A 17,991-nucleotide genomic window follows, 5' to 3' on the forward strand; every position below is an offset into this window, starting at 1 on the left:
TCCCGGTGCTATTTAAAAGCATTATTAAGCTTTAAAGCCTTGACGCTGCTAGCTTTCTCCTTTTTACTTCACTTGTGATCAATCTTAGCTCTTTCCCTGTTTGATTTGATACTGAAGTATTTTCCTGCGCCCTCCTCATTAAATACGGAATTACATCTTCAAGAGGGCCGTAGGGCAAATATTTGCTTACCTGATATCCGGCTTTGGCCAAATTGAAAGTGATATTATCACTCATGCCATACAACTGCGAAAAATGAATGTTGGGATGATCTTTACGGAAGTTATATCTATTCAGCAATTCAATTGCTAACAAAACACTTTGATCATTATGACTAGCCACGATCAATGAAACTTTCTGCAGGTTTTTTATACAATATTCCAATGCGCTGTTAAAATCACGGTCAGTAGATATTTTATCCGGTTGAATCCGGCTAGAGTAATTAAATTCAGCTGCTCTTAAGCGCTCTTTTTCCATATAGGCGCCTCTAACTATTTTAACTCCTGGAGTATATCCTTGCTTTTCGGAGATAGTGGCAATTAATATTAGAAACCTCAATCTATCTACCCTGTAAAATTGAATCGTATTGAAAACGATTACACTCTTGCGATTATGTTTGCTCATCATTTCCATGGTAACAGCATCAATTGTATCTTGTATCCAGGATTCCTCTGCATCTACCAGGACGCCAACATTTTTCTCTTCACCCCTGGAACAAATACGTTTAATCCGGTGGAGCACTCTGTCCCATTCCTCAACTTCAGCCTCTGACAAGTGTGAGATATTTATTTTCATTCCTGCCTCCTCTGTCATTATTCCGGAATTTATCTTCGCTAACAAAGCAAATCTTGCAAGTCCCGTAATCTTGATACTGATAAAGGGAACATCCGGTTGATCAGAAGCATAATCTATTAGTGATATAAACTCATTGCAAACGGTATCAAAACTTTTTTCATTCATTTTACCTTCTGCACCGTAATCAAGAATAGCCTTCACATTAGACTCGCGAAGTTTAGATAGCACATCCTTCGTGTCAGTTAAACTTTTCCCGCCTACAAATTGCGTAAAAATGGTATTATGTATTAGTCGCCGTATTGGCAGCCCGATTTTTAGTGCAAGCGGTAGCAGTACAGTACCTGCCTTAACAATCCAGTTAACGCTCATAATCGAATAAAGCACCCTTGCTTTCTGTAAATCCTGGTTCGATCTGGATGCAAAACTTGTCTCAGTATTCTCCAGGTTCATTGCTATTTCGTTATTCATATCAATTTGTAGCTTTCGTTAAATGACGTCTTCACTGATTTCTCACTGTAATCCTTACTATCACCGGTTTACGTTAATCTGAATAATCTCTTAATAAGCTTCCCATCTCTATCTCTACCTTTGATTTAGTTGTAATAGCAGGCAAGTCCTTTTCCATAAATGGATAAGTGTAATTAACCGGGTTGACGAATGACTCCTTAATCGCCCTCGGTGATACCCATCGCAACAAATTGATTAGTGAGCCTGCTTTATCATTGGTTCCTGAGCCTCGTGCTCCACCGAATGGCTGCTGACCAACTACAGCTCCCGTACACTTGTCGTTGATATAGAAATTTCCGGCAGCGTTTCTTAACTCATAGGTTCCCTTTTCAAGAATGTACCTATCCTGAGCAAAAATGGCCCCCGTTAAGCCATAAATTGATGTTTCATTTATTAAACTTAGGGTCTTGTCAAAGTCGGAATCTTCAAAAACAAAAACGGTTAATATCGGGCCAAACAGCTCTTCCCGCATTGTATAATATCGCGGATCTTTGGTCTCTATTATTGTCGGCTCAATAAAATAACCTTTAGTCTTATCATACTTGCCGCCCGCAATAATTTCCACTTGGGGGTCCGCAATTGCCTTATCTATAGTGGATGAAAGTTGATCAAAAGATTTTTCATCAATAACCGCATTAACAAAATTGCTGAAATCTTCAACAGGACCTGTCTTGATCTTTATCAGATCATTCAGTATACGCTTTTTAACAACTGACCAGATAGATCGGGAAATATAAACTCGCGAAGCTGCCGAGCACTTTTGACCCTGGTATTCAAAAGCACCTCGTACAATTGCCGTCGCAGCTGCCACGGGATTCGCCGAACCATGGACAAGAATGAAATTTTTCCCGCCTGTTTCACCTACAATCCTGGGGTAGCTTTTGTATTTATGAATATTATTGCCAATAGTTTTCCAGATGTTTTGAAAAACTTCCGTGGAACCAGTAAAATGAATCCCCGAAAAGTCGGGGTGATTGAAGATTACATCACCTGCTTCTGGCCCCGAAGCGTAAACCAAATTGATGACACCGTCAGGCAAACCAGCTTCTTTGAAAATCTTCATCAATATATTGGCCGAATAAATTTGAGTGTTGGAAGGTTTCCAAACCACCACATTACCCATCATGGCAACACAACTTGGTAAATTCCCTGCTATGGCAGTGAAATTAAACGGAGTCAAAGCAAATACAAAACCCTCCAATGGCCGCTGTTCGACCCGGTTCCAATTGCCTGCAGGGGAGACTAATGGTTGTTGAGCATATATTTCTGACATATACTTCACATTAAATCTTAAAAAGTCAATCAGCTCACATGCTGAATCAATTTCCGCCTGGTACACATTTTTGGATTGTCCAATCATTGTCGCAGCGTTCAACTGGTAACGATATGGCCCGGCAATGAGATCTGCTGCCTTAAGAAATATTGATGCGCGGTGCTCCCATCCTAATTGTTCCCATTGTGCCTTTGCCTTTAAAGCAGCCTCAATTGCAGCTGCAACATCTTTAGCTGTTCCCTGGCTGTAATGTCCAAGAACATGTTTGTGATTATGGGGAGGCCGGATGGCAATTTTTCTGTTGGTTTTAACTTCATCAGCACCAATGTACATGGGGATGTCTGCTTTTTCTGTGTAAGCTTTATCTATAGCAGATTGTAACAAAGCTCTTTCAGCGCTTTCGGGTCTATATTCTAAAATAGACTCGTTTAGAGGTGATGGTACATTAAAAAAACCTTTCAGCATAATATCTATGTTCTACAAATACTTTAGAATGATGGTTAGAAACTCAAGTTGATCGTCTCATTATTTGTAAATGCTTCAATCAACACCTGTTGTAAAAGAAATGATAATTCAAAGAAAGGACTCCCGAAACATTTATATCTATCAGATATTATCACGCTCTTAGCTGAAATTGCCGGTTTGGTATTTTTTCGGTATTCCTAAGTAGATTTGCTTAAGAGTGAAGCAAATTTTAATTTAACTGCCAGAAGCAGCACTTTTGATTTGAGTCAATTGTTTGATGTGGCAATATAATGTTATGCATTATGCTGACAATAAGTGAGCACACCCTCTTTGCCTTGGTATTGTAATCATAAATCAGGTTAAAATGAAAAGGTGCCCTGCAGCACCTATATTTTAATGCGTATATGATAATGGATAACAAGCTATGTAAAAAGGAACAAATCACGCCAATTTAGATTGTCTTGCCAGTCATGGAATATTGGAATATTTTTGACACATAAGTATATGAAAGTAATTCAGTTTACAGTTCCGGTAGCAAATGAGGGTTCGGTAGTAGTACAGGAAGACATATTACCATACTTCTATAATTATTTCCATAGGCATAAAGAGATCCAAATTACGCTGATAATCAAAGGTGAGGGAACATTAATAGCCGGTAATTACACACAGCCATTTAAAGCTGATGAAATCTATGTGATTGGCCCTGACCAGCCTCATATGTTCAAAGGCGATGCACGGTACTTTGAAAATTTAGAGGAAAAAAATATACATGCAATACATATTTTCTTTGATCATAATAATTTAAACCCCTTTTTCAATATTCCCGAACTTCATTTTATTAAGAGCTTTACAACCGATGCATTGGGCAGTTTACAACTACCATCGCATCATGTGTCACAAATAGGTGAACAGATTATGCAGATAAGCAAGTGTGTAGATCTTGACCGCCTTATAAAATTTATATATCTGATTCAATCTCTTTCTATTACCGTTACAGACTGGAGATCATTATCTACCGGCTTCTCTAAATACTCCTACTCGGATACGGAGGGAATTAGAATGAATGATATTTATCAATATACAATTGAAAACTATTCTGAGCAGATTACTCTAGGAAAAATAGCATCTATCGCAAATATGACTACACATGCTTTCTGTAAATATTTCAAGAAACATACCCGTAAAACTTATCTGTCATTTTTGAATGAAATTAGAATTAATGAAGCATGTAAAAGTATATTGAAGGGAAACGTAGACTCAATTTCTACTGTAGCATATTCAACTGGCTTTAATAGTGCCATAACTTTTAATAGGGTATTTAAAAAAATTGTGGGCATGCCACCCAGTGATTATCTAAAGAAAAAAAGGGTTAAAAATTTTAGTTCTGAAATGGCGTAAACGGCTATCCGAAAAATTGCTGGGCTTTTTCTTTACTGTTGAAGTACTGGTTGAGCTCATTAACTTCTACTTAGAGGCAAGGTAGCTTTTTTCATACCGAGCATGCTGGTCTCAATCTCCGACGCATTTTTGAAGAGCAGGTTACTGTTCTCAATGACTTCGTTAAAATAGCAGAACGCATCATCATCAGGACCGGCATCCTGTGGGCTTTCACAAGCCGGACTTTCGTTTGGGTTGCCCTGACCAGCGGCCTGGTAGATCATAATGAGTGTGACGCACTTATTCCTGTTTATATCACTACAGCATCTCAGGCACAAAGCAAATGAGCAAGACTCTACATACCTCTCCTTGTGCCACCAGAGGGAGAGTAAGGCGGGGGTTGAAATGTGTTATCTTTTACTTACTTTGGTGTAGTAGCCGAACGCAGGCAGCGGGTATAAATGCTGATGATAGGCATATAGAGATAAGTTATGTTGCCTTCAATGAAAACTGCCCTTGTCATATTCGCAGTTCTAACCTTAGCATATAGTTTTCATCCTCTACCTTATGAATAACATTTAGAAAATAAGCCTGACCGAATCAGCCTTAATAGATTACCAGTCTTTTAAATAACGCTTAAAATTTACAGGAAAATCGTTATTCGTCATTTAACAATCTGCTTGTACACTTAATCATAAGCCTTTGATCGTTGTATTATTGCTGTTTTATTATCAACAGCAACGTTCAGTTTCTCGCAGACTAATGCCATAAAAATACCCATACCAGTTGATCATGGTAAGCGATTTCCAGAAAACGTTCAGGACTGATCAGGTTAGCGGCAGGTTATTTTTTTCCCCGTCATTGTTTACTTCCATCAGAGCGTGTGTCCTTTCGCCCGGTTGTAGTTCAATCTTAAAAACGATTTTTCGAAAAATAACGCTTTTTTCGCCAAAAAGCAGACTGTCGCTGCTCAACTAACTTGTAAACGAATCAGCCCTTTCAAACAAATAAAGACTTACATTATCGGTCACAGGCTCCGCAGTCTCCAGGTAGTAAGAGAGTGATCTGCCTGATTCATTGTGAAGTTCAAATTTTACCCAATAGGTCCGATCTGTAAAACCAAGGTTACCATTCCTTTCAGCGGTCTGAAAGAGAGGATGTTTGGCTTGTCTCTTACCTCTTCAGCCGACAGCTGCCTGTCACCTGCATCAGCAATTGACGAATATTCAATAAGAGATATTTGATCGGAAACCGCCCCCGGCCTAAAGACAAGCTGTGCGCAGACATCCTGAAAGGCAAAATATAATAGGACGAAGAAGAAAAGGCCTTTCAATGTAGATTGGATGTACATGTGATAATTAATGAGGATTAATGAGAGAGTCTGTATGACTATCATAGAGAGTATTAACTGCAAATAAATCTGAAAAATGAACTCATAACAAAAATGCATGTCAAACTTTTATATCGGTAACAGGTTAAGTTAGATATTCCTTTTAGATATGATTGCCTTTTATGCCAGAAAGATTTCCGGATGACGAGTCCTCCCAGCAAATGATACTATTTTTCAGGCAGGGGAATCAGAGCAGCCTTGCGGAACTTTACGATCGGTATGCACCCGCACTCCTTGGAGTTATAAACCAAATTCTTGAAGATCATGAGCAGGCATGTGAATGTTTACAGCATTCTTTCAACGAAATTTGGAATAGGAAGGCATCATATGACGTGAACAAAGAGCGAATTTTCACCTGGATGCTCCGCATCGCGCGAAGCTCCGCATTAAACTTTCGAGAGAACGGACACGATTCTTTCAGTCCGGGGCTTAACCCGGAATCACTTGAAAAATACGATAAAGTCCAAAGCCTGCTAACCAATTTTGAGAAAGTAAGAGCCGGTGTGTCGCCAGTCGATGGCTCCCAACCTCATGAGGTGCTTCATCTTGTCTTTATCAAAGGTTTTACGCTAGCCGGGGCAGCAAAGCATTTAAATATATCAACAGAAACCGCTAAGCTTCAATATATCTTTTCCATCAGGCAGTTGAAAGGGAAGGTAACCACATGAATAGCGTGAGAGATTTTATTAATTCCGGCATATTGGAAATCTATATCCTGGGCGAAGCCAGCCCTGCCGAAAGCCTGGAAGTTGAACATATGGCGGCGTCTTATCCGGAAATTGCAGACCAACTTCGGGAAATCAGTGAAGCCCTTGAAATTTATGCCCTTGCTCACTCTGTTGAACCGCACCCGGCCTCAAAAGCCTTTGTATTGGCAACGATTGATTATAGTGAGCGAATGTTTGCCGGTGAAAAACCGGTATTTCCACCGACTTTGACTGAAAACTCCACCATTTTAGAATTCGCAGAATATACAGAACGTGATGATATGCAGGTGGGGCCGGATTTTACCGGCATTGAGGCACGTATAATAGGCTACACCCCCAGCCTTACCACAGCAATTGTCTGGTTAAAGGATAGGGAGATTTCTGAGATTCACAGGCATGAGATCGAAAAATTTCTGATCATTGAAGGGACTTGCACTATCCGGGTTGATAACGAAATGCGTGAAATGGCTGCAGGTGATTATATCAGTATTCCGGTCAATAAAGAACATTCTGTTAAGATCACCAGCCAGATTCCCTGCAAAGCACTTGTCCAGCGAATAGCAATTTAACAAGCGCATCATTTCAGCACTAATATAATGCAAACTCCACTCTCCTGTTCTTCTGCCGCCCGGATTTGGAACCATTATCAGCTATAGGATTCATCTCGCCAAAGCCTACAGGATCCAGCAGGCCTGGATTAACGCCGTTACTGACTAAATATGCTTTGACCGCCCTTGCGCGCATCTCAGAAAGCTGCGTATTATATCGATACGTTCCAGTTGCGTCGGCAAAACCGGAAATCCGAAGAGTGACGTCTTTATCTTTCATCCATCCGGCCAGCCCCTGCAGCTTCGCATAAGAATCGGGATTTATCGTGGCCCGGTCAAAGTCAAACAATACGTGGTCGATCGCCTCGGCTACTTCCATCTTTTCTTTGTCTGTCGCCAGCACTTCAACAGGCGTTTTGTCAGACTTCTTTCGGACCGCAAGTGATTCGGCATCCTGGGCTAATCCGCTGCCTGCGCTAAGCAGGACAGCTGTAACCAGCATCATCGTAGTATAGAGATGTGTTTTCATCGTCTTAATTTATTTTAAACATTCTTTAATTGGTGATTAAAATCCCAGACCGAGCGCAAATCCGCTAACGGCATAAGGAAAGCTGATCTTCGACTTTGTTTTTCCGGATTTCAGATCAACCGAGTAGAGCAGCGTCCCGTCCTTACAGGTCAGGATGGCATAGGCCATATTACTTGTACCCCCAATATCAAAGCCATTGGCTGCTTCAAAATTGTTTCCTAAACTGCCGATCTCTGCCAGCGTACCGTCATTCGGCGGACTTTGGAGATAAAGCTTGTCGGTTTTGGTATCCATTACAAAGAGCGAAGTAGCAGTAGTCCCTGCAAAATTGTCGGCATATGCCGCGGCATTAACTGCTGGTGTTCCCGGTTTGAGCATGCCGTCTATAAAAGCAACCACACCTGTTTCCGGATGTACCCTTAAGTTCTGCCCGGTATTGCTGACGATACGAATGCGGTCGACCACAGGATTGAAGTCGAAGCCGAAGCTTTCACCAGATAATGGCGTGGAAAACATGGCTCCCACGACCGCCGCTGCGCCTGATGATACGTTTAACGTGTATATTTTAGAAGAACTCCCCAGTGCGTATAACTGCCCGTTAACAGGCCTGAAGTCTACTCCCAACACTTTCTCGCCGGCATCTATCCCGCTGATCATCTTACTGATAGGGTCGGGTTTATCGGGATTGAAAATGAGCAAATTATTATTCGCATCTACAGCGTAAGCAACAGGGTTGCCAGGGATGGCGATACTGATGATGCGGTTATTGTCGAAATCGCCAAGCTTATAAGCCTTCCCGTCATTCAAATCGATGTCATACAATGTTGCCTTATTATCATTAAACAATACAGCAAGCGCGGAATTATCATTTGCAGAAATATCGAAGCCTCCTTCACCGCTAAAAGATACACCTAAAGAACCTACCGCTACCAGTCCACCGCTATTAGGTGGATTCTGCTTATAGAGTGTGCCGCTGGTTATATCGATATCGAATAAAGTCGTAGTAGCGGCGCCTGCTGTGCTGTTAGTATAGGCTACACCCGAAACCATAGCGTTTGGAACTCCGTTAATTGAACCGTCGACCACCGCGACACCTCCTGTTTCGGGATTGATGCGAAGATTCTGCCCTTTGCTGGTAACTACCCTGATGCGGTCTACTGTTGGGTTGAAGTCAAACCCGGCGATAGTTCCATCGAGCATAGGCGAGAAAGCAGCAGCGCCAATTGGCCTGGCGAGGCCGGAAGTTATATGTATCACATAGATTCTGCTGTCGCTCCCCAGTCCGTAAAGCTGTCCTGTGGCAGGGCGGAAATCCATGGCCAGGATAGACTGGCCCGCCGGAAGACCGGTGATTTCTATCGTGCTTATCGCATTCTTCAGGTTATTCGCATTGTACTTTCGTATTTTACCGTCCTTGCATAGTGCGTAAAACATGATGTCTTTCGGCTGCTTCTCTAATTGAGCGTCAGGTAGGCCCGCTATTGGGCCCTCCTTCTCACAGGAGGCCAGAATCATTGAGCATGGGATCAGGAAAGCCAGTGCGCAGTTTCTGGCGGCTTTGAGTGTGTTGAGAGGTTTCATAGACATTAGGATTGGTTTAGAACACCTACGTAAAATTTATGAAGTACAGATTCCCAGGGAAGAAAAATTTATTACTTCAGGCTACGTTCGGAATTATTGAGGGAACGGTAAAAATGTCTGGAACTTTGATTGAAATGATTGGATGAAGGGCTATGATTTAGAGCACGCGGGTACCGCTCTAATTAATATTTACGTCGAAATAATCGGTGTGTATACATGAGGGATCTGCAATAGCAGTTAGACGCTTACGAAGGCGGGATTTTTAGCATCACTCTTCATTCGGGTGAACTGAACCTCCGCCTTGAGGAAACTGACTCCTAGCTCGGAACCCCTACTATCTCGAATTCCAAGCTAGCGGCTGGCAAGCTTTTCGCCCAATCGTTCAGCAAGTTCTGCAATGTCGTCATGTTTTGCTATCTGGGTTAACCAATTGGCTGGTATGCTGTCAATTCCGTAGAGTAGTCCTGCAAGTCCGCCTGTAACTGCTCCTGTGGTGTCTGTATCTGCACCCAGATTTACTGCTTTTAATACTGCGTCTTTGTAATTATCAGTTGTCAGTAAACACCATATGCTTGCTTCAAGTGTGTGGAGCACATAGCCGCTACTAAAAATATCTTCCTCTGGCCGTTCGTGTATGTCCTGTTTAAGTAAGCGGTCAAACACGGCTACTTCTTCCGGATTGATTGACAGGAATGCCAGGTGGTTCGTTAATTCTGTTTGCAGGTTTTTATAAGTCTCAAACTTATCTGTTCCTGCGTGTAGGTGCCGGGCAAATTCAAGATAGTAGAAGCAAGCGATTACGGAGCGAATATGACCGTGCGTAATGGAAGAGACTTGTTTAGTTAGCTCAAATCGCTCATTGATTGGCTTGTCCAGCAAGTAGAAAAGCAAAGGGGAAATTCTCATGAGTGAACCATTGCCATTTGATGAGACATCAGAACCACCGGCTAAATCTGGTCTTTCACCTTTGACAATGCGCTCAATTGCTTGTTCTGTTGCAATACCAATATCAAAAACATCTCCTCTGGCTGTCCAAAAGTTGTTATAGCACCATTCTATAAAATTTTGTCCGATGGTGTTTAAATCAAACTCGTTTGTCAATGCTTCGGCAAGGCAAAAGGTTAGGGAACTGTCGTCAGAAAAAGTTCCCGGAGGCAAATTGTAAGTACCGTAGCCATTCATATCAGTTACGGGATTTTTGCGAATGGCCAGTCTGCTTTCAAATTCAACGGGAACGCCAAGTGCATCGCCAACGGCAACTCCAAAAAGTACAGCCTTTATTTTGTCGGAATAGTCAACACCCTGAGTGCTAAATAAAAGCTGGCCGAAAGTACTCCAATTTGTTAGGCTGCCGGCTTCTGACTGAACGAGTTTCTCAGAGTAGATTTCACGAACATCAATCCCTAAGAGCCCTGCTGCAATTAGAAAAGAAATTGTTTCAATGTCTGTGTTGTCATCTTCGTTTTTATACTTTTCGTAATTTCTCTCTGCCCAAAACTCTTTAATTGAATAGCCAGCTTCTTCTTTTGTTAATTGTGCTTTGTAAACTCCGAAACCTGTCCAGGAACGATGAAAGTGAAGCCAGTCATTTTCGTAAAAGATAAACCACTTGTCTTCCATTTGTTGCGGAATCAGTCCATTCGTCAATTTTGAAAACTGTTTGTCAGTGAAACGCAGGTCAATCGCAATCCTTTTTGGATCGTCCATGGGTTCGTGTTTCCAGGTTGTCGTAGTAGCTATTTCCATTTTTATTTTTCAGTTTGTAAGGCTCATTAAAAGGCCAGGAAGTTTAAGGTTAGCAACAATCCCCATGCTTGCCCCTAGCGCTTGGGGATTGCGGAAGGCAGGGGATTTTTAGCACAAATTTCAATTAAAGAATGAATATCGAACCTTGCACGAATGCCCCATCAAAGCCGTTCTGCTCTCCTTTTGCCAATACCTTGCTAGCGCTTAGTTGTCTTTTCTGATGTCGGTTCATAATAAAGGATGACTGCACCACCGCCAAACGTTTTGGTTTTTATGAGTTTAAGCGTAATTTTTTCGCTGATGTCTTTGAATAACGGCAAACCACTTCCTGCGATCACAGGGTGAACACAAAGTTGATATTCGTCTATTAAATCGAGTTTCGTCAAGGCTACAATCAAGCTCGGACTGCACACAAAAACGTCTTTACCGGATTGTTTTTTGAGTTCCAAAACTTCCCCTTCAAGGTCCTGACTTGCTAATTTCGCACTTTTCCAATCTACGTTTTTAAGTGTGCGGGAGAAAACGATCTTCGGGGTGTTGTCTATTGCGACTGCAAAGTCGTCCCTTGCTTTATCGCCTGTGGGATTTTCCAGCACGGTTCGCCAAAATTCCATCAGCTGGTAGGTTATCCTGCCATATAAAGCGGCATCAGCGCTTTTCAACAGGTCAGCGTAGTGTTGATGTATTTCTTCGTCAGGGACACCTGAGGTATGATCACAAAACCCGTCAAGCGTCATATTAATTGCTGCAATGACCTTTTTCATAATTTCTTTTTTGTCAGTCTGTTTCGTGTCGTCGTACAATGACCGCTAAAAGTGAATGTGAATTCTTTCACCTGTCCTCTCCTATCCTTAAAAACGATTGTGAAGATAATGCACGGTGAAATGATTCATCAATATAAAATTATTGAGGGCAATAATTTGATAAAAAGGGTGAACGGTAGGAATTATTGAGGAAACGGTAGTAAATGTGCAAATATGCAAATGAGAGAATGTGCAAATGAAGGAAGGGGAAACGGTGAAACAATGTGCAAATATGCAGATGAGTAAATGTGCAGATGAAGGAAGAAGGTGCAGATTAATGTCAAGGTCTTATGTGCTTTTCGGTGGTTGAGGTTTAGTTGGTCGGGCCCTGAATGCGCTCATATACCAGTACCCAACCGTCTGACTCAATCGGGGCCGCCATGTAGATAGTCAGTTTATTGTTCTGAACGGTTATAAACCGTTTGAGGTCTTTATCAGTGTCAAAAACTAACCTGTCATCTGAATCAGTCCATGAACTTTCTTTAGCCAATAGGTAAGTTCCTGATTTGACAATAATCCCGGCATCGAGTTGTTTGTAGTTCCTATCAGAGAACTGCAGAAGCCTACCGTTTCCTGAGGCGAAAACACCTGGAGCGCCTGCAACCTGGACTCCTATCTCCCGACGAAGTTCCCACAGGCCTACTAAAGAATTATTGCCTATTAATTTTGGTGTAGTTACTTCCGACTTTTTACAGCCAATAGTTAACGTAATTACTGAAATTAAAATAACTAATGAGATCTTCTTCATAGCCTGGTGGTTTAGTTATAGGTTCACTATTAATACGACTGTCGTTAATAATATGCTACATCGTTGATATGAATTATTATGAAAACGGTAGTAGCTGCCTTATCATGAATAAGAATAAAAGGATTTTCAAAACTTACTAATTGCATTTTTTCGGCCTGGTAACCCTGCTTTCAACATTACCAGTAATTGTTTTTTAGCCTGCCAGCTAAAAGAATGATTGAGTGATCTGTAATTATGTAGGTTTTTGAGGGAACGTCGGATTTCTTATAGCTGATGAACCCGCCATCATTAACCTATTTTTTCAACGTCTGGTATAAAAAATTATAACATTCAAACTTCACATCAATGTATTCTTTCTCTGTTGCCTGCATTTTTTGACGCAATTCAGCTTGATGATATTCTGTTTCATCGTTGATTAATGTATTGTCAACCAGGGTGCTGTCTGTTTTAAGTTTTGCCTCCTGGAGTCTTATTTCAAGTTGAAGCGCAGAGAATTTAAAAGAGATCTCATCTAACCGATTCTGGTGAACTCCGGCCCGGGCTGCAATGTCCACAATACAGTTCCTTTGAATTACTTCTAAAAGTTTTTGCCCAAGCTCGTTCAGTTCCTCATGGTGAAAGTTTATGGATTGTTTCCAGTCAACAATTTCAGTTGTAAAATATTGTGCGATCGTGGTTGCCATATCTTAGAATTTGGTTAAATAACCCACGGATACATTCCCGAAGACAAAAAATCTAATAGTACACTCAAAGCTATTGAGCAGAACATATTTTATTCTTGACTGCTATTAGCTACTGATATGACGGTCGTCAAATACAGGCTCTTCAGGGACTGAGCATTGGCCCTTCGGGCGTATTAGACGAATGGGTGGTTTCCCGGCGCGGAAATTTATTTTTCTGGACTGATGATCGGAATCATGCCGTTGATTAAGCACTATCCCTTATTGCCCACTGAACTTTCAAATTTAAAAACCGCACATGAAACTTGTTTTACGGAAAGTCATCTGCTAATGATCGTCTGAAGACTATCAATTACCAATACTATCGTGAAATGACAAAAATTGTTTATCGGTGGGTTTGAAGCGTTATTAATGCCCCATATCTTTCAGTACTTACCCTTAGGGTTAGCTACATTACCAAAAAGAACGATTCCAATTGCATATCTTAAGCTCATCAACCATCCCGAAATGTACTTTACTTTAAGAGAATTTTTAAAAAGAAAAACTGATATCGGCCCCCAAAAACTTGACGAGATTTGTTCCTATTTTAAACTGATAAAAACAAAAAGGAATGAGATCCTTATGAGTTTTGACGAAGTATGTAAGTACTACTATTTTGTTAATAAAGGATGTATTCGTTTATTTACAAATACTGACGAAGGGAGTGAAATCACCAGATATCTTGCATTTGAAGGAAATTTTGCAACAGCTTTACCAAGCTTTATCGATCAGCAACCTGCAGGAGAGTTTTTGCAAACGATAGAAAAATCTGAACTGCTTTGTATTTCCAGAAATGACTTTTACCACCTGGTGAATACACTTCCGCAGTTTACAAAGATCTATACAGAGATATTGGAGCTTGGATTTATCGTCGCCCAAAAAAGAATTTACGGATTTCAGGGCTTTGACGCATTATACAAAGTGAAATGGGTGATTAAAAATCAACCACAGCTATTAACCAGGGTATCAAATAAGATCGCTGCATCCTACCTGGGCATTTCTCCTTCTACCTTAAGCAGAATCAAATCAAAATTGTAAAAACGTTGACATAGGACAACAATCCTGATTTAAGTTTCAAATAGCTTTGAAAAAAAATCAGGAATGAAAAATATTCTATTATTTCTTCTGCCAATATCAACAGCATGCTTCGGACAACAAATTCCTGAACTGAGAGCATCGCAAACGCCTGTCGTCAACTACATAAAACCGGCAAACGAATTGACTCAGGAGGCCGCCTTCGAAATGGCTGGCCGAGCCAGCCGGTCGGCTGCACTATTGAACAAAAAAGTTTCGATCGCGGTTTTAGACGCCTCCGGAACGGTTATTTTACTTACCCGTGGCGACGGCGTAGGTCCACATAATACAGAAGCAGCCAGAAGGAAAGCTTACACCGCACTCTCAACAAAGACAGCAACGCTACTATTATTAAGGAATGCGGAAGCAAGCTCCGACACAAAGAACCTAAACACACTACCGGAATTGTTGCTATTAAGCGGTGGGGTACCGATTTGGTACAAAGGCAATGTAATCGGAAGTATAGGAGTAGCTGGTGGCGGAAGTGCCGAAAATGATGATTCGATAGCCCAATCTGCAGCAATTACTGAGATTGGATTTACCATAATAAAATAAACCGATACATGAAAAAATTAATGTTCACAGTATTTCTTGCAGTGTTTTCAACGATCACATTTGCTCAAGAAACCAATTATCAACTTTCAAGTCATATATTAGACATATCCAAAGGAACACCAGCTATTGGGGTTACTATCCGGTTAGAACAATATAACGAGAATACAAAATATTGGTCTTTTATTGACGAGAAAGTAACCGATAGAAACGGAAGAATTACCGACTTTCTTAACTCCAAAAAAACAAATCTGGGAATCTATAAACTTACCTTTTTGACCAGCGACTATTTTAAAAAGAATAATACCGAGAGTTTCTATCCGTTTATAGAGGTTGTATTCCAAATTAAGGATAAGAATCATTATCACGTTCCGATCACGCTTTCGGCATACGGTTATTCAACTTATCGGGGAAACTAAATAGTTTTCAAAAAGGAAATTGCCCAATACGTTCAAACAACTACTAGTACGAAGTTGCTGTATTTCTAACGGTCACGAAAATTTCCGCAGCACCTCAGGAAGGCTTTGGGCATATTACAATGTCGAAAACATACACTCTTGCCTGTGGTTCATTACCTATTGTCAGCAAAAATAACGGGTACTGCACTGAACACTAAACTGCAGAGAAATAAGTTCAGCAATCGTTTCCTTCCCTTTGCTTATTTGACTACAATCTCATCGGCAAAGACCCTGGCTCGCTTCCCTGCACTATTGTGACTTGCCGGCAAGACGCCATTCTTCGCGCTCACGCGAATATGACGGCCTTTTTGCCCGGGAAAATCAGTTAAGTAATTCTGAATAGCTGACTTCTGATCCGGGAAAAAAAGGGATTAACGGTACGCGTTTCCTGGAAACTCTTAAATCGCCTCGGTCATCACCACCTCTTCCTGTGTCCGCGGATTCTCCGTCGCCTTCCTGGTAATTACCTGGTGCACGCGGTAAAGCAGGAATATGCTTAGCGCCGACACCCCTACTACCACGTAGCCCACGATGTCGTAATGTTCGAGGGGGCTGATTTCGGTTTTTTGTACAACGATGAGGCCGGCAATGGCGGCGGCCACTCCGCCTGCGATCTGCTGAAGGGAGGCGTTGATGCTCATAAACGCTCCGCGGTCGGCCATAGCAGGCACGGCACTGACCAGGGCGGTGGAGGGCACCATGCGGCTCAGGATACCCATCATCATCAACACGTTGAACACGACCACCAGCCAGAAAGGCGTTGCCGACAGATTGGTATAAAGCACGCAGATGATCATCAGCCAGATGGTGCCCACGGTGAATATTTTAAACTTACTGACTTTATCGCTTAAGCGGCCTACCAGCGGCATAATGATCAATGAGCAGACGCCGGAGATCATGAACAGCAGGGGTAACTGGGCATAAGTGACCTTCAGGTTGTTGATGGCGAATGCGCTCCCGAAAGGCATCATCATAAAGCCACCGATAGAGAAGACGGCCGTGGCGGCGAAGCCAATCCGGTAATCGCGCCTTGCCACGGTGTGCCATAAATGGGCCAGTGCTGTCCGGTCGTGCTGCAGCAAAAGATGGCGGGTTACGGGTTTCAGTTTCACCAGGATCATAATGGCGATCAGGACGGCCAGCCCTGCAGTCCCCAGGAATGGTGCCTCCCACGCCGCCCAGACGTTGGCTACATACAGACCGATGGGCACACCGAGCACCTGGCTGGCGCCAAAGCCCATCTGCACAAAGCCCATCACCCGGCCCCGTTGATTTAAGACAAACAGATCGGTAATAATGGCCATGGATATGGATCCGATTACGCCCCCGAACAGGCCGGTTATGATCCGGGCGGCCAGTAAAGCCGCGTAAGAATGCGCCAGTCCGCAAAAAATGGTCCCGATAATGAAGCCGGTGTAGAAAAATATCAGCAGCTTCTTCCGGTCAAACCGGTCGGCAAAGCCAGCGGTGAGCAAGCCTGATAAACCCGCGCTAAAGGCGTAGGCCGACACCGCAATACCAAATGCGGAGGGCTTCAGGGATAAAGATTTCATCATCATATCCCCCAGCGGCGACATGATCATAAAGTCCAGGATAACCGTAAACTGGGTCATGGCTAAAATGAAGATCACGATCTTCTGGTAGGCGGTAAAGGGTACAATGGCGTCTGCTTGTTTCATGGTTGATTTGACAAACGCTGACAGCATTTCGACACTGTCAGCGTTGAAAGAGCCAAATTTGGAAATTTAACGGAAATTCTTTCGGAAAGTTTTTGGTTAACCGGAATAACAATGTGCGAATTAGAAAATGTGCAAATATGCAAATGAGGGAATGAGGAGCAAATGTGCAAGTGTGCAAATTAGCAAATGTGCCAAATGAAGGAAGGGAACGGTGAGACAATGTAAATATGCAATAAGTTAATGAACGTAGATTTAACCAATCTCGACCCCCACCACGCCGTCATATCGACGACTCCTTAGGAGGAGATATCTCACGCATTTATCCGATCTTCTCTGCAAATTGATTATCTACCAGGCAGGTCACATTGGGGTGCAGCCATAGAAATGAGGCGGGCAACTTTGATGTGATCTTTTTGGAAAAGAACTCCCTGGCAACCTCCGACTTTCCGGCTCCCGTAACCAGCATCAGTATTCTACGCGACTGCAATATGTCAGCCATTCCCAAAGTCAACCCGAAAGTTGGCTTTTCAGGCATACTGATAGCCATAGGATGTTTCAATGAAGCCTGAGATAGTTCTGATACATGGCAGTTGGGCTGTAAAAAAGAAGCTGGCTCGTTAAATGCAACATGGCCATTCATACCCAGGCCTAAAACACAGAGATCAATGGGTCCATTATTTTGAAGGTATGAGCTTACTTTCCGGCATTCGCCTAACGGATCTGCCGGATTACTGTCGAAAGAAATATACTGATCGGATTTTAGCTGTAAGGGTTTGACGATATTTTGCTGTAGAAATGTTTCGCAGGATTGTGCATCACCCATACTTATTCCACCCCATTCATCAAGCTTTATCAACCTTAATTTTTTAAAGACAGCAGCATTATCAGGATATTTTTCCACTAGCTTTCTGTAAGTCCCGAGGGGGGATGAACCGCTTGCCCCGCACAATAACAGGTCAGGCTTAAAGGACAATTCTGAATAGACCAGATCGGCCGCGGCAACGCTCATCAGATCGTAATTAGTAAGTTGTACTATCTCCAT

18 protein-coding genes and 1 pseudogene are annotated in these 17,991 nt (G+C 42.2%); 6 read left to right on the forward strand and 13 right to left on the reverse strand.

The features are described 5' to 3' along the window. Positions 1–31 precede the first annotated feature (31 nt). Together AC1MCB_RS09615 and pruA are read right to left on the reverse strand one after the other, a co-directional pair. On the reverse strand, positions 32–1,261 hold the full coding sequence (locus AC1MCB_RS09615) for a proline dehydrogenase family protein (RefSeq protein ID WP_479968532.1): 1,230 nt from the start codon (positions 1,259–1,261) through the stop codon (positions 32–34). 73 nt (positions 1,262–1,334) lie between these two features. Then, positions 1,335–3,038 (reverse strand): L-glutamate gamma-semialdehyde dehydrogenase, encoded by a 1,704-nt coding sequence (pruA, locus tag AC1MCB_RS09620; RefSeq protein ID WP_479968533.1) that lies wholly within the window; start codon positions 3,036–3,038, stop codon positions 1,335–1,337. 504 nt (positions 3,039–3,542) lie between these two features. Between pruA and AC1MCB_RS09625 the strand changes: the two genes are divergently transcribed. Continuing rightward, entirely contained in the window at positions 3,543–4,436 is an 894-nt protein-coding gene (locus AC1MCB_RS09625) for an AraC family transcriptional regulator (RefSeq protein ID WP_479968534.1), read from the forward strand. A 59-nt stretch (positions 4,437–4,495) separates the two neighbouring features. On the opposite strand, the gene AC1MCB_RS09630 is transcribed toward AC1MCB_RS09625, so the two are convergent. From AC1MCB_RS09630 to AC1MCB_RS09640, 3 genes and pseudogenes are all read right to left on the reverse strand, one after another. After that, the gene (locus tag AC1MCB_RS09630) at positions 4,496–4,699 is read right to left on the reverse strand and encodes a hypothetical protein (protein WP_479968535.1); all 204 of its coding nucleotides are present in this window, start codon (positions 4,697–4,699) and stop codon (positions 4,496–4,498) included. Positions 4,700–5,389: 690 nt separating this feature from the next. Beyond that, a pseudogene (locus tag AC1MCB_RS09635) lies at positions 5,390–5,509 on the reverse strand (hypothetical protein); the annotation flags it as partial. Further along, a complete protein-coding gene (locus AC1MCB_RS09640) occupies positions 5,509–5,766 on the reverse strand; it encodes a hypothetical protein (protein WP_479968536.1) in 258 nt (85 codons plus the stop codon). The pseudogene AC1MCB_RS09635 and the gene AC1MCB_RS09640, both read right to left, overlap by 1 nt. Before the next feature lie 161 nt (positions 5,767–5,927). Here AC1MCB_RS09640 and AC1MCB_RS09645 point away from each other — a divergent pair, with 161 nt between their 5' ends. Together AC1MCB_RS09645 and AC1MCB_RS09650 are read left to right on the forward strand one after the other, a co-directional pair. Further along, positions 5,928–6,473 (forward strand): RNA polymerase sigma factor, encoded by a 546-nt coding sequence (locus tag AC1MCB_RS09645; RefSeq protein WP_479968537.1) that lies wholly within the window; start codon positions 5,928–5,930, stop codon positions 6,471–6,473. A gap of 32 nt (positions 6,474–6,505) precedes the next feature. Continuing rightward, entirely contained in the window at positions 6,506–7,081 is a 576-nt protein-coding gene (locus AC1MCB_RS09650; RefSeq protein ID WP_479968538.1) for a cupin domain-containing protein, read from the forward strand. A 19-nt stretch (positions 7,082–7,100) separates the two neighbouring features. Here AC1MCB_RS09650 and AC1MCB_RS09655 read toward each other — a convergent pair whose 3' ends face one another. The 6 genes from AC1MCB_RS09655 to AC1MCB_RS09680 form a co-directional block, all read right to left on the reverse strand. Next, on the reverse strand, positions 7,101–7,589 hold the full coding sequence (locus tag AC1MCB_RS09655) for an OmpA family protein (RefSeq protein WP_479968539.1): 489 nt from the start codon (positions 7,587–7,589) through the stop codon (positions 7,101–7,103). Positions 7,590–7,625: 36 nt separating this feature from the next. Continuing rightward, positions 7,626–9,170 carry a DUF4394 domain-containing protein gene (locus tag AC1MCB_RS09660; protein WP_479968540.1) on the reverse strand — a complete coding sequence of 515 codons (1,545 nt, stop codon included), beginning with the start codon at positions 9,168–9,170 and terminating at the stop codon, positions 7,626–7,628. A 351-nt stretch (positions 9,171–9,521) separates the two neighbouring features. Continuing rightward, positions 9,522–10,916, reverse strand: coding sequence for an ADP-ribosylglycohydrolase family protein (locus AC1MCB_RS09665; RefSeq protein WP_479968541.1), 1,395 nt, complete (start codon positions 10,914–10,916; stop codon positions 9,522–9,524). A 197-nt stretch (positions 10,917–11,113) separates the two neighbouring features. Further along, positions 11,114–11,680 carry a dihydrofolate reductase family protein gene (locus AC1MCB_RS09670; RefSeq protein ID WP_479968542.1) on the reverse strand — a complete coding sequence of 189 codons (567 nt, stop codon included), beginning with the start codon at positions 11,678–11,680 and terminating at the stop codon, positions 11,114–11,116. A gap of 352 nt (positions 11,681–12,032) precedes the next feature. Continuing rightward, positions 12,033–12,467 carry a hypothetical protein gene (locus tag AC1MCB_RS09675; protein ID WP_479968543.1) on the reverse strand — a complete coding sequence of 145 codons (435 nt, stop codon included), beginning with the start codon at positions 12,465–12,467 and terminating at the stop codon, positions 12,033–12,035. Between the two features lie 293 nt (positions 12,468–12,760). Then, on the reverse strand, positions 12,761–13,150 hold the full coding sequence (locus tag AC1MCB_RS09680) for a hypothetical protein (RefSeq protein WP_479968544.1): 390 nt from the start codon (positions 13,148–13,150) through the stop codon (positions 12,761–12,763). 504 nt (positions 13,151–13,654) lie between these two features. Here AC1MCB_RS09680 and AC1MCB_RS09685 point away from each other — a divergent pair. The 3 genes from AC1MCB_RS09685 (at position 13,655) to uraH (ending at position 15,231) form a co-directional block, all read left to right on the forward strand. Next, positions 13,655–14,224, forward strand: a complete 570-nt coding sequence (locus AC1MCB_RS09685) for a Crp/Fnr family transcriptional regulator (RefSeq protein WP_479968545.1) — start codon at positions 13,655–13,657, stop codon at positions 14,222–14,224. Positions 14,225–14,287: 63 nt separating this feature from the next. Continuing rightward, the gene (locus AC1MCB_RS09690; RefSeq protein ID WP_479968546.1) at positions 14,288–14,815 is read left to right on the forward strand and encodes a heme-binding protein; all 528 of its coding nucleotides are present in this window, start codon (positions 14,288–14,290) and stop codon (positions 14,813–14,815) included. 8 nt (positions 14,816–14,823) lie between these two features. Beyond that, the gene (gene uraH, locus AC1MCB_RS09695; protein ID WP_479968547.1) at positions 14,824–15,231 is read left to right on the forward strand and encodes a hydroxyisourate hydrolase; all 408 of its coding nucleotides are present in this window, start codon (positions 14,824–14,826) and stop codon (positions 15,229–15,231) included. Between the two features lie 437 nt (positions 15,232–15,668). Here the strand turns inward: uraH and AC1MCB_RS09700 are convergent, their stop codons facing one another. Together AC1MCB_RS09700 and AC1MCB_RS09705 are read right to left on the reverse strand one after the other, a co-directional pair. Beyond that, on the reverse strand, positions 15,669–16,949 hold the full coding sequence (locus AC1MCB_RS09700) for an MFS transporter (RefSeq protein ID WP_479968548.1): 1,281 nt from the start codon (positions 16,947–16,949) through the stop codon (positions 15,669–15,671). Positions 16,950–17,268: 319 nt separating this feature from the next. Next, positions 17,269–17,991: a galactosamine-6-phosphate isomerase gene (locus AC1MCB_RS09705; RefSeq protein WP_479968549.1), complete on the reverse strand. Its 723-nt coding sequence runs from the start codon at positions 17,989–17,991 to the stop codon at positions 17,269–17,271.

The sequence above is a fragment of the Daejeonella sp. AP26 genome, assembly GCF_056680515.1.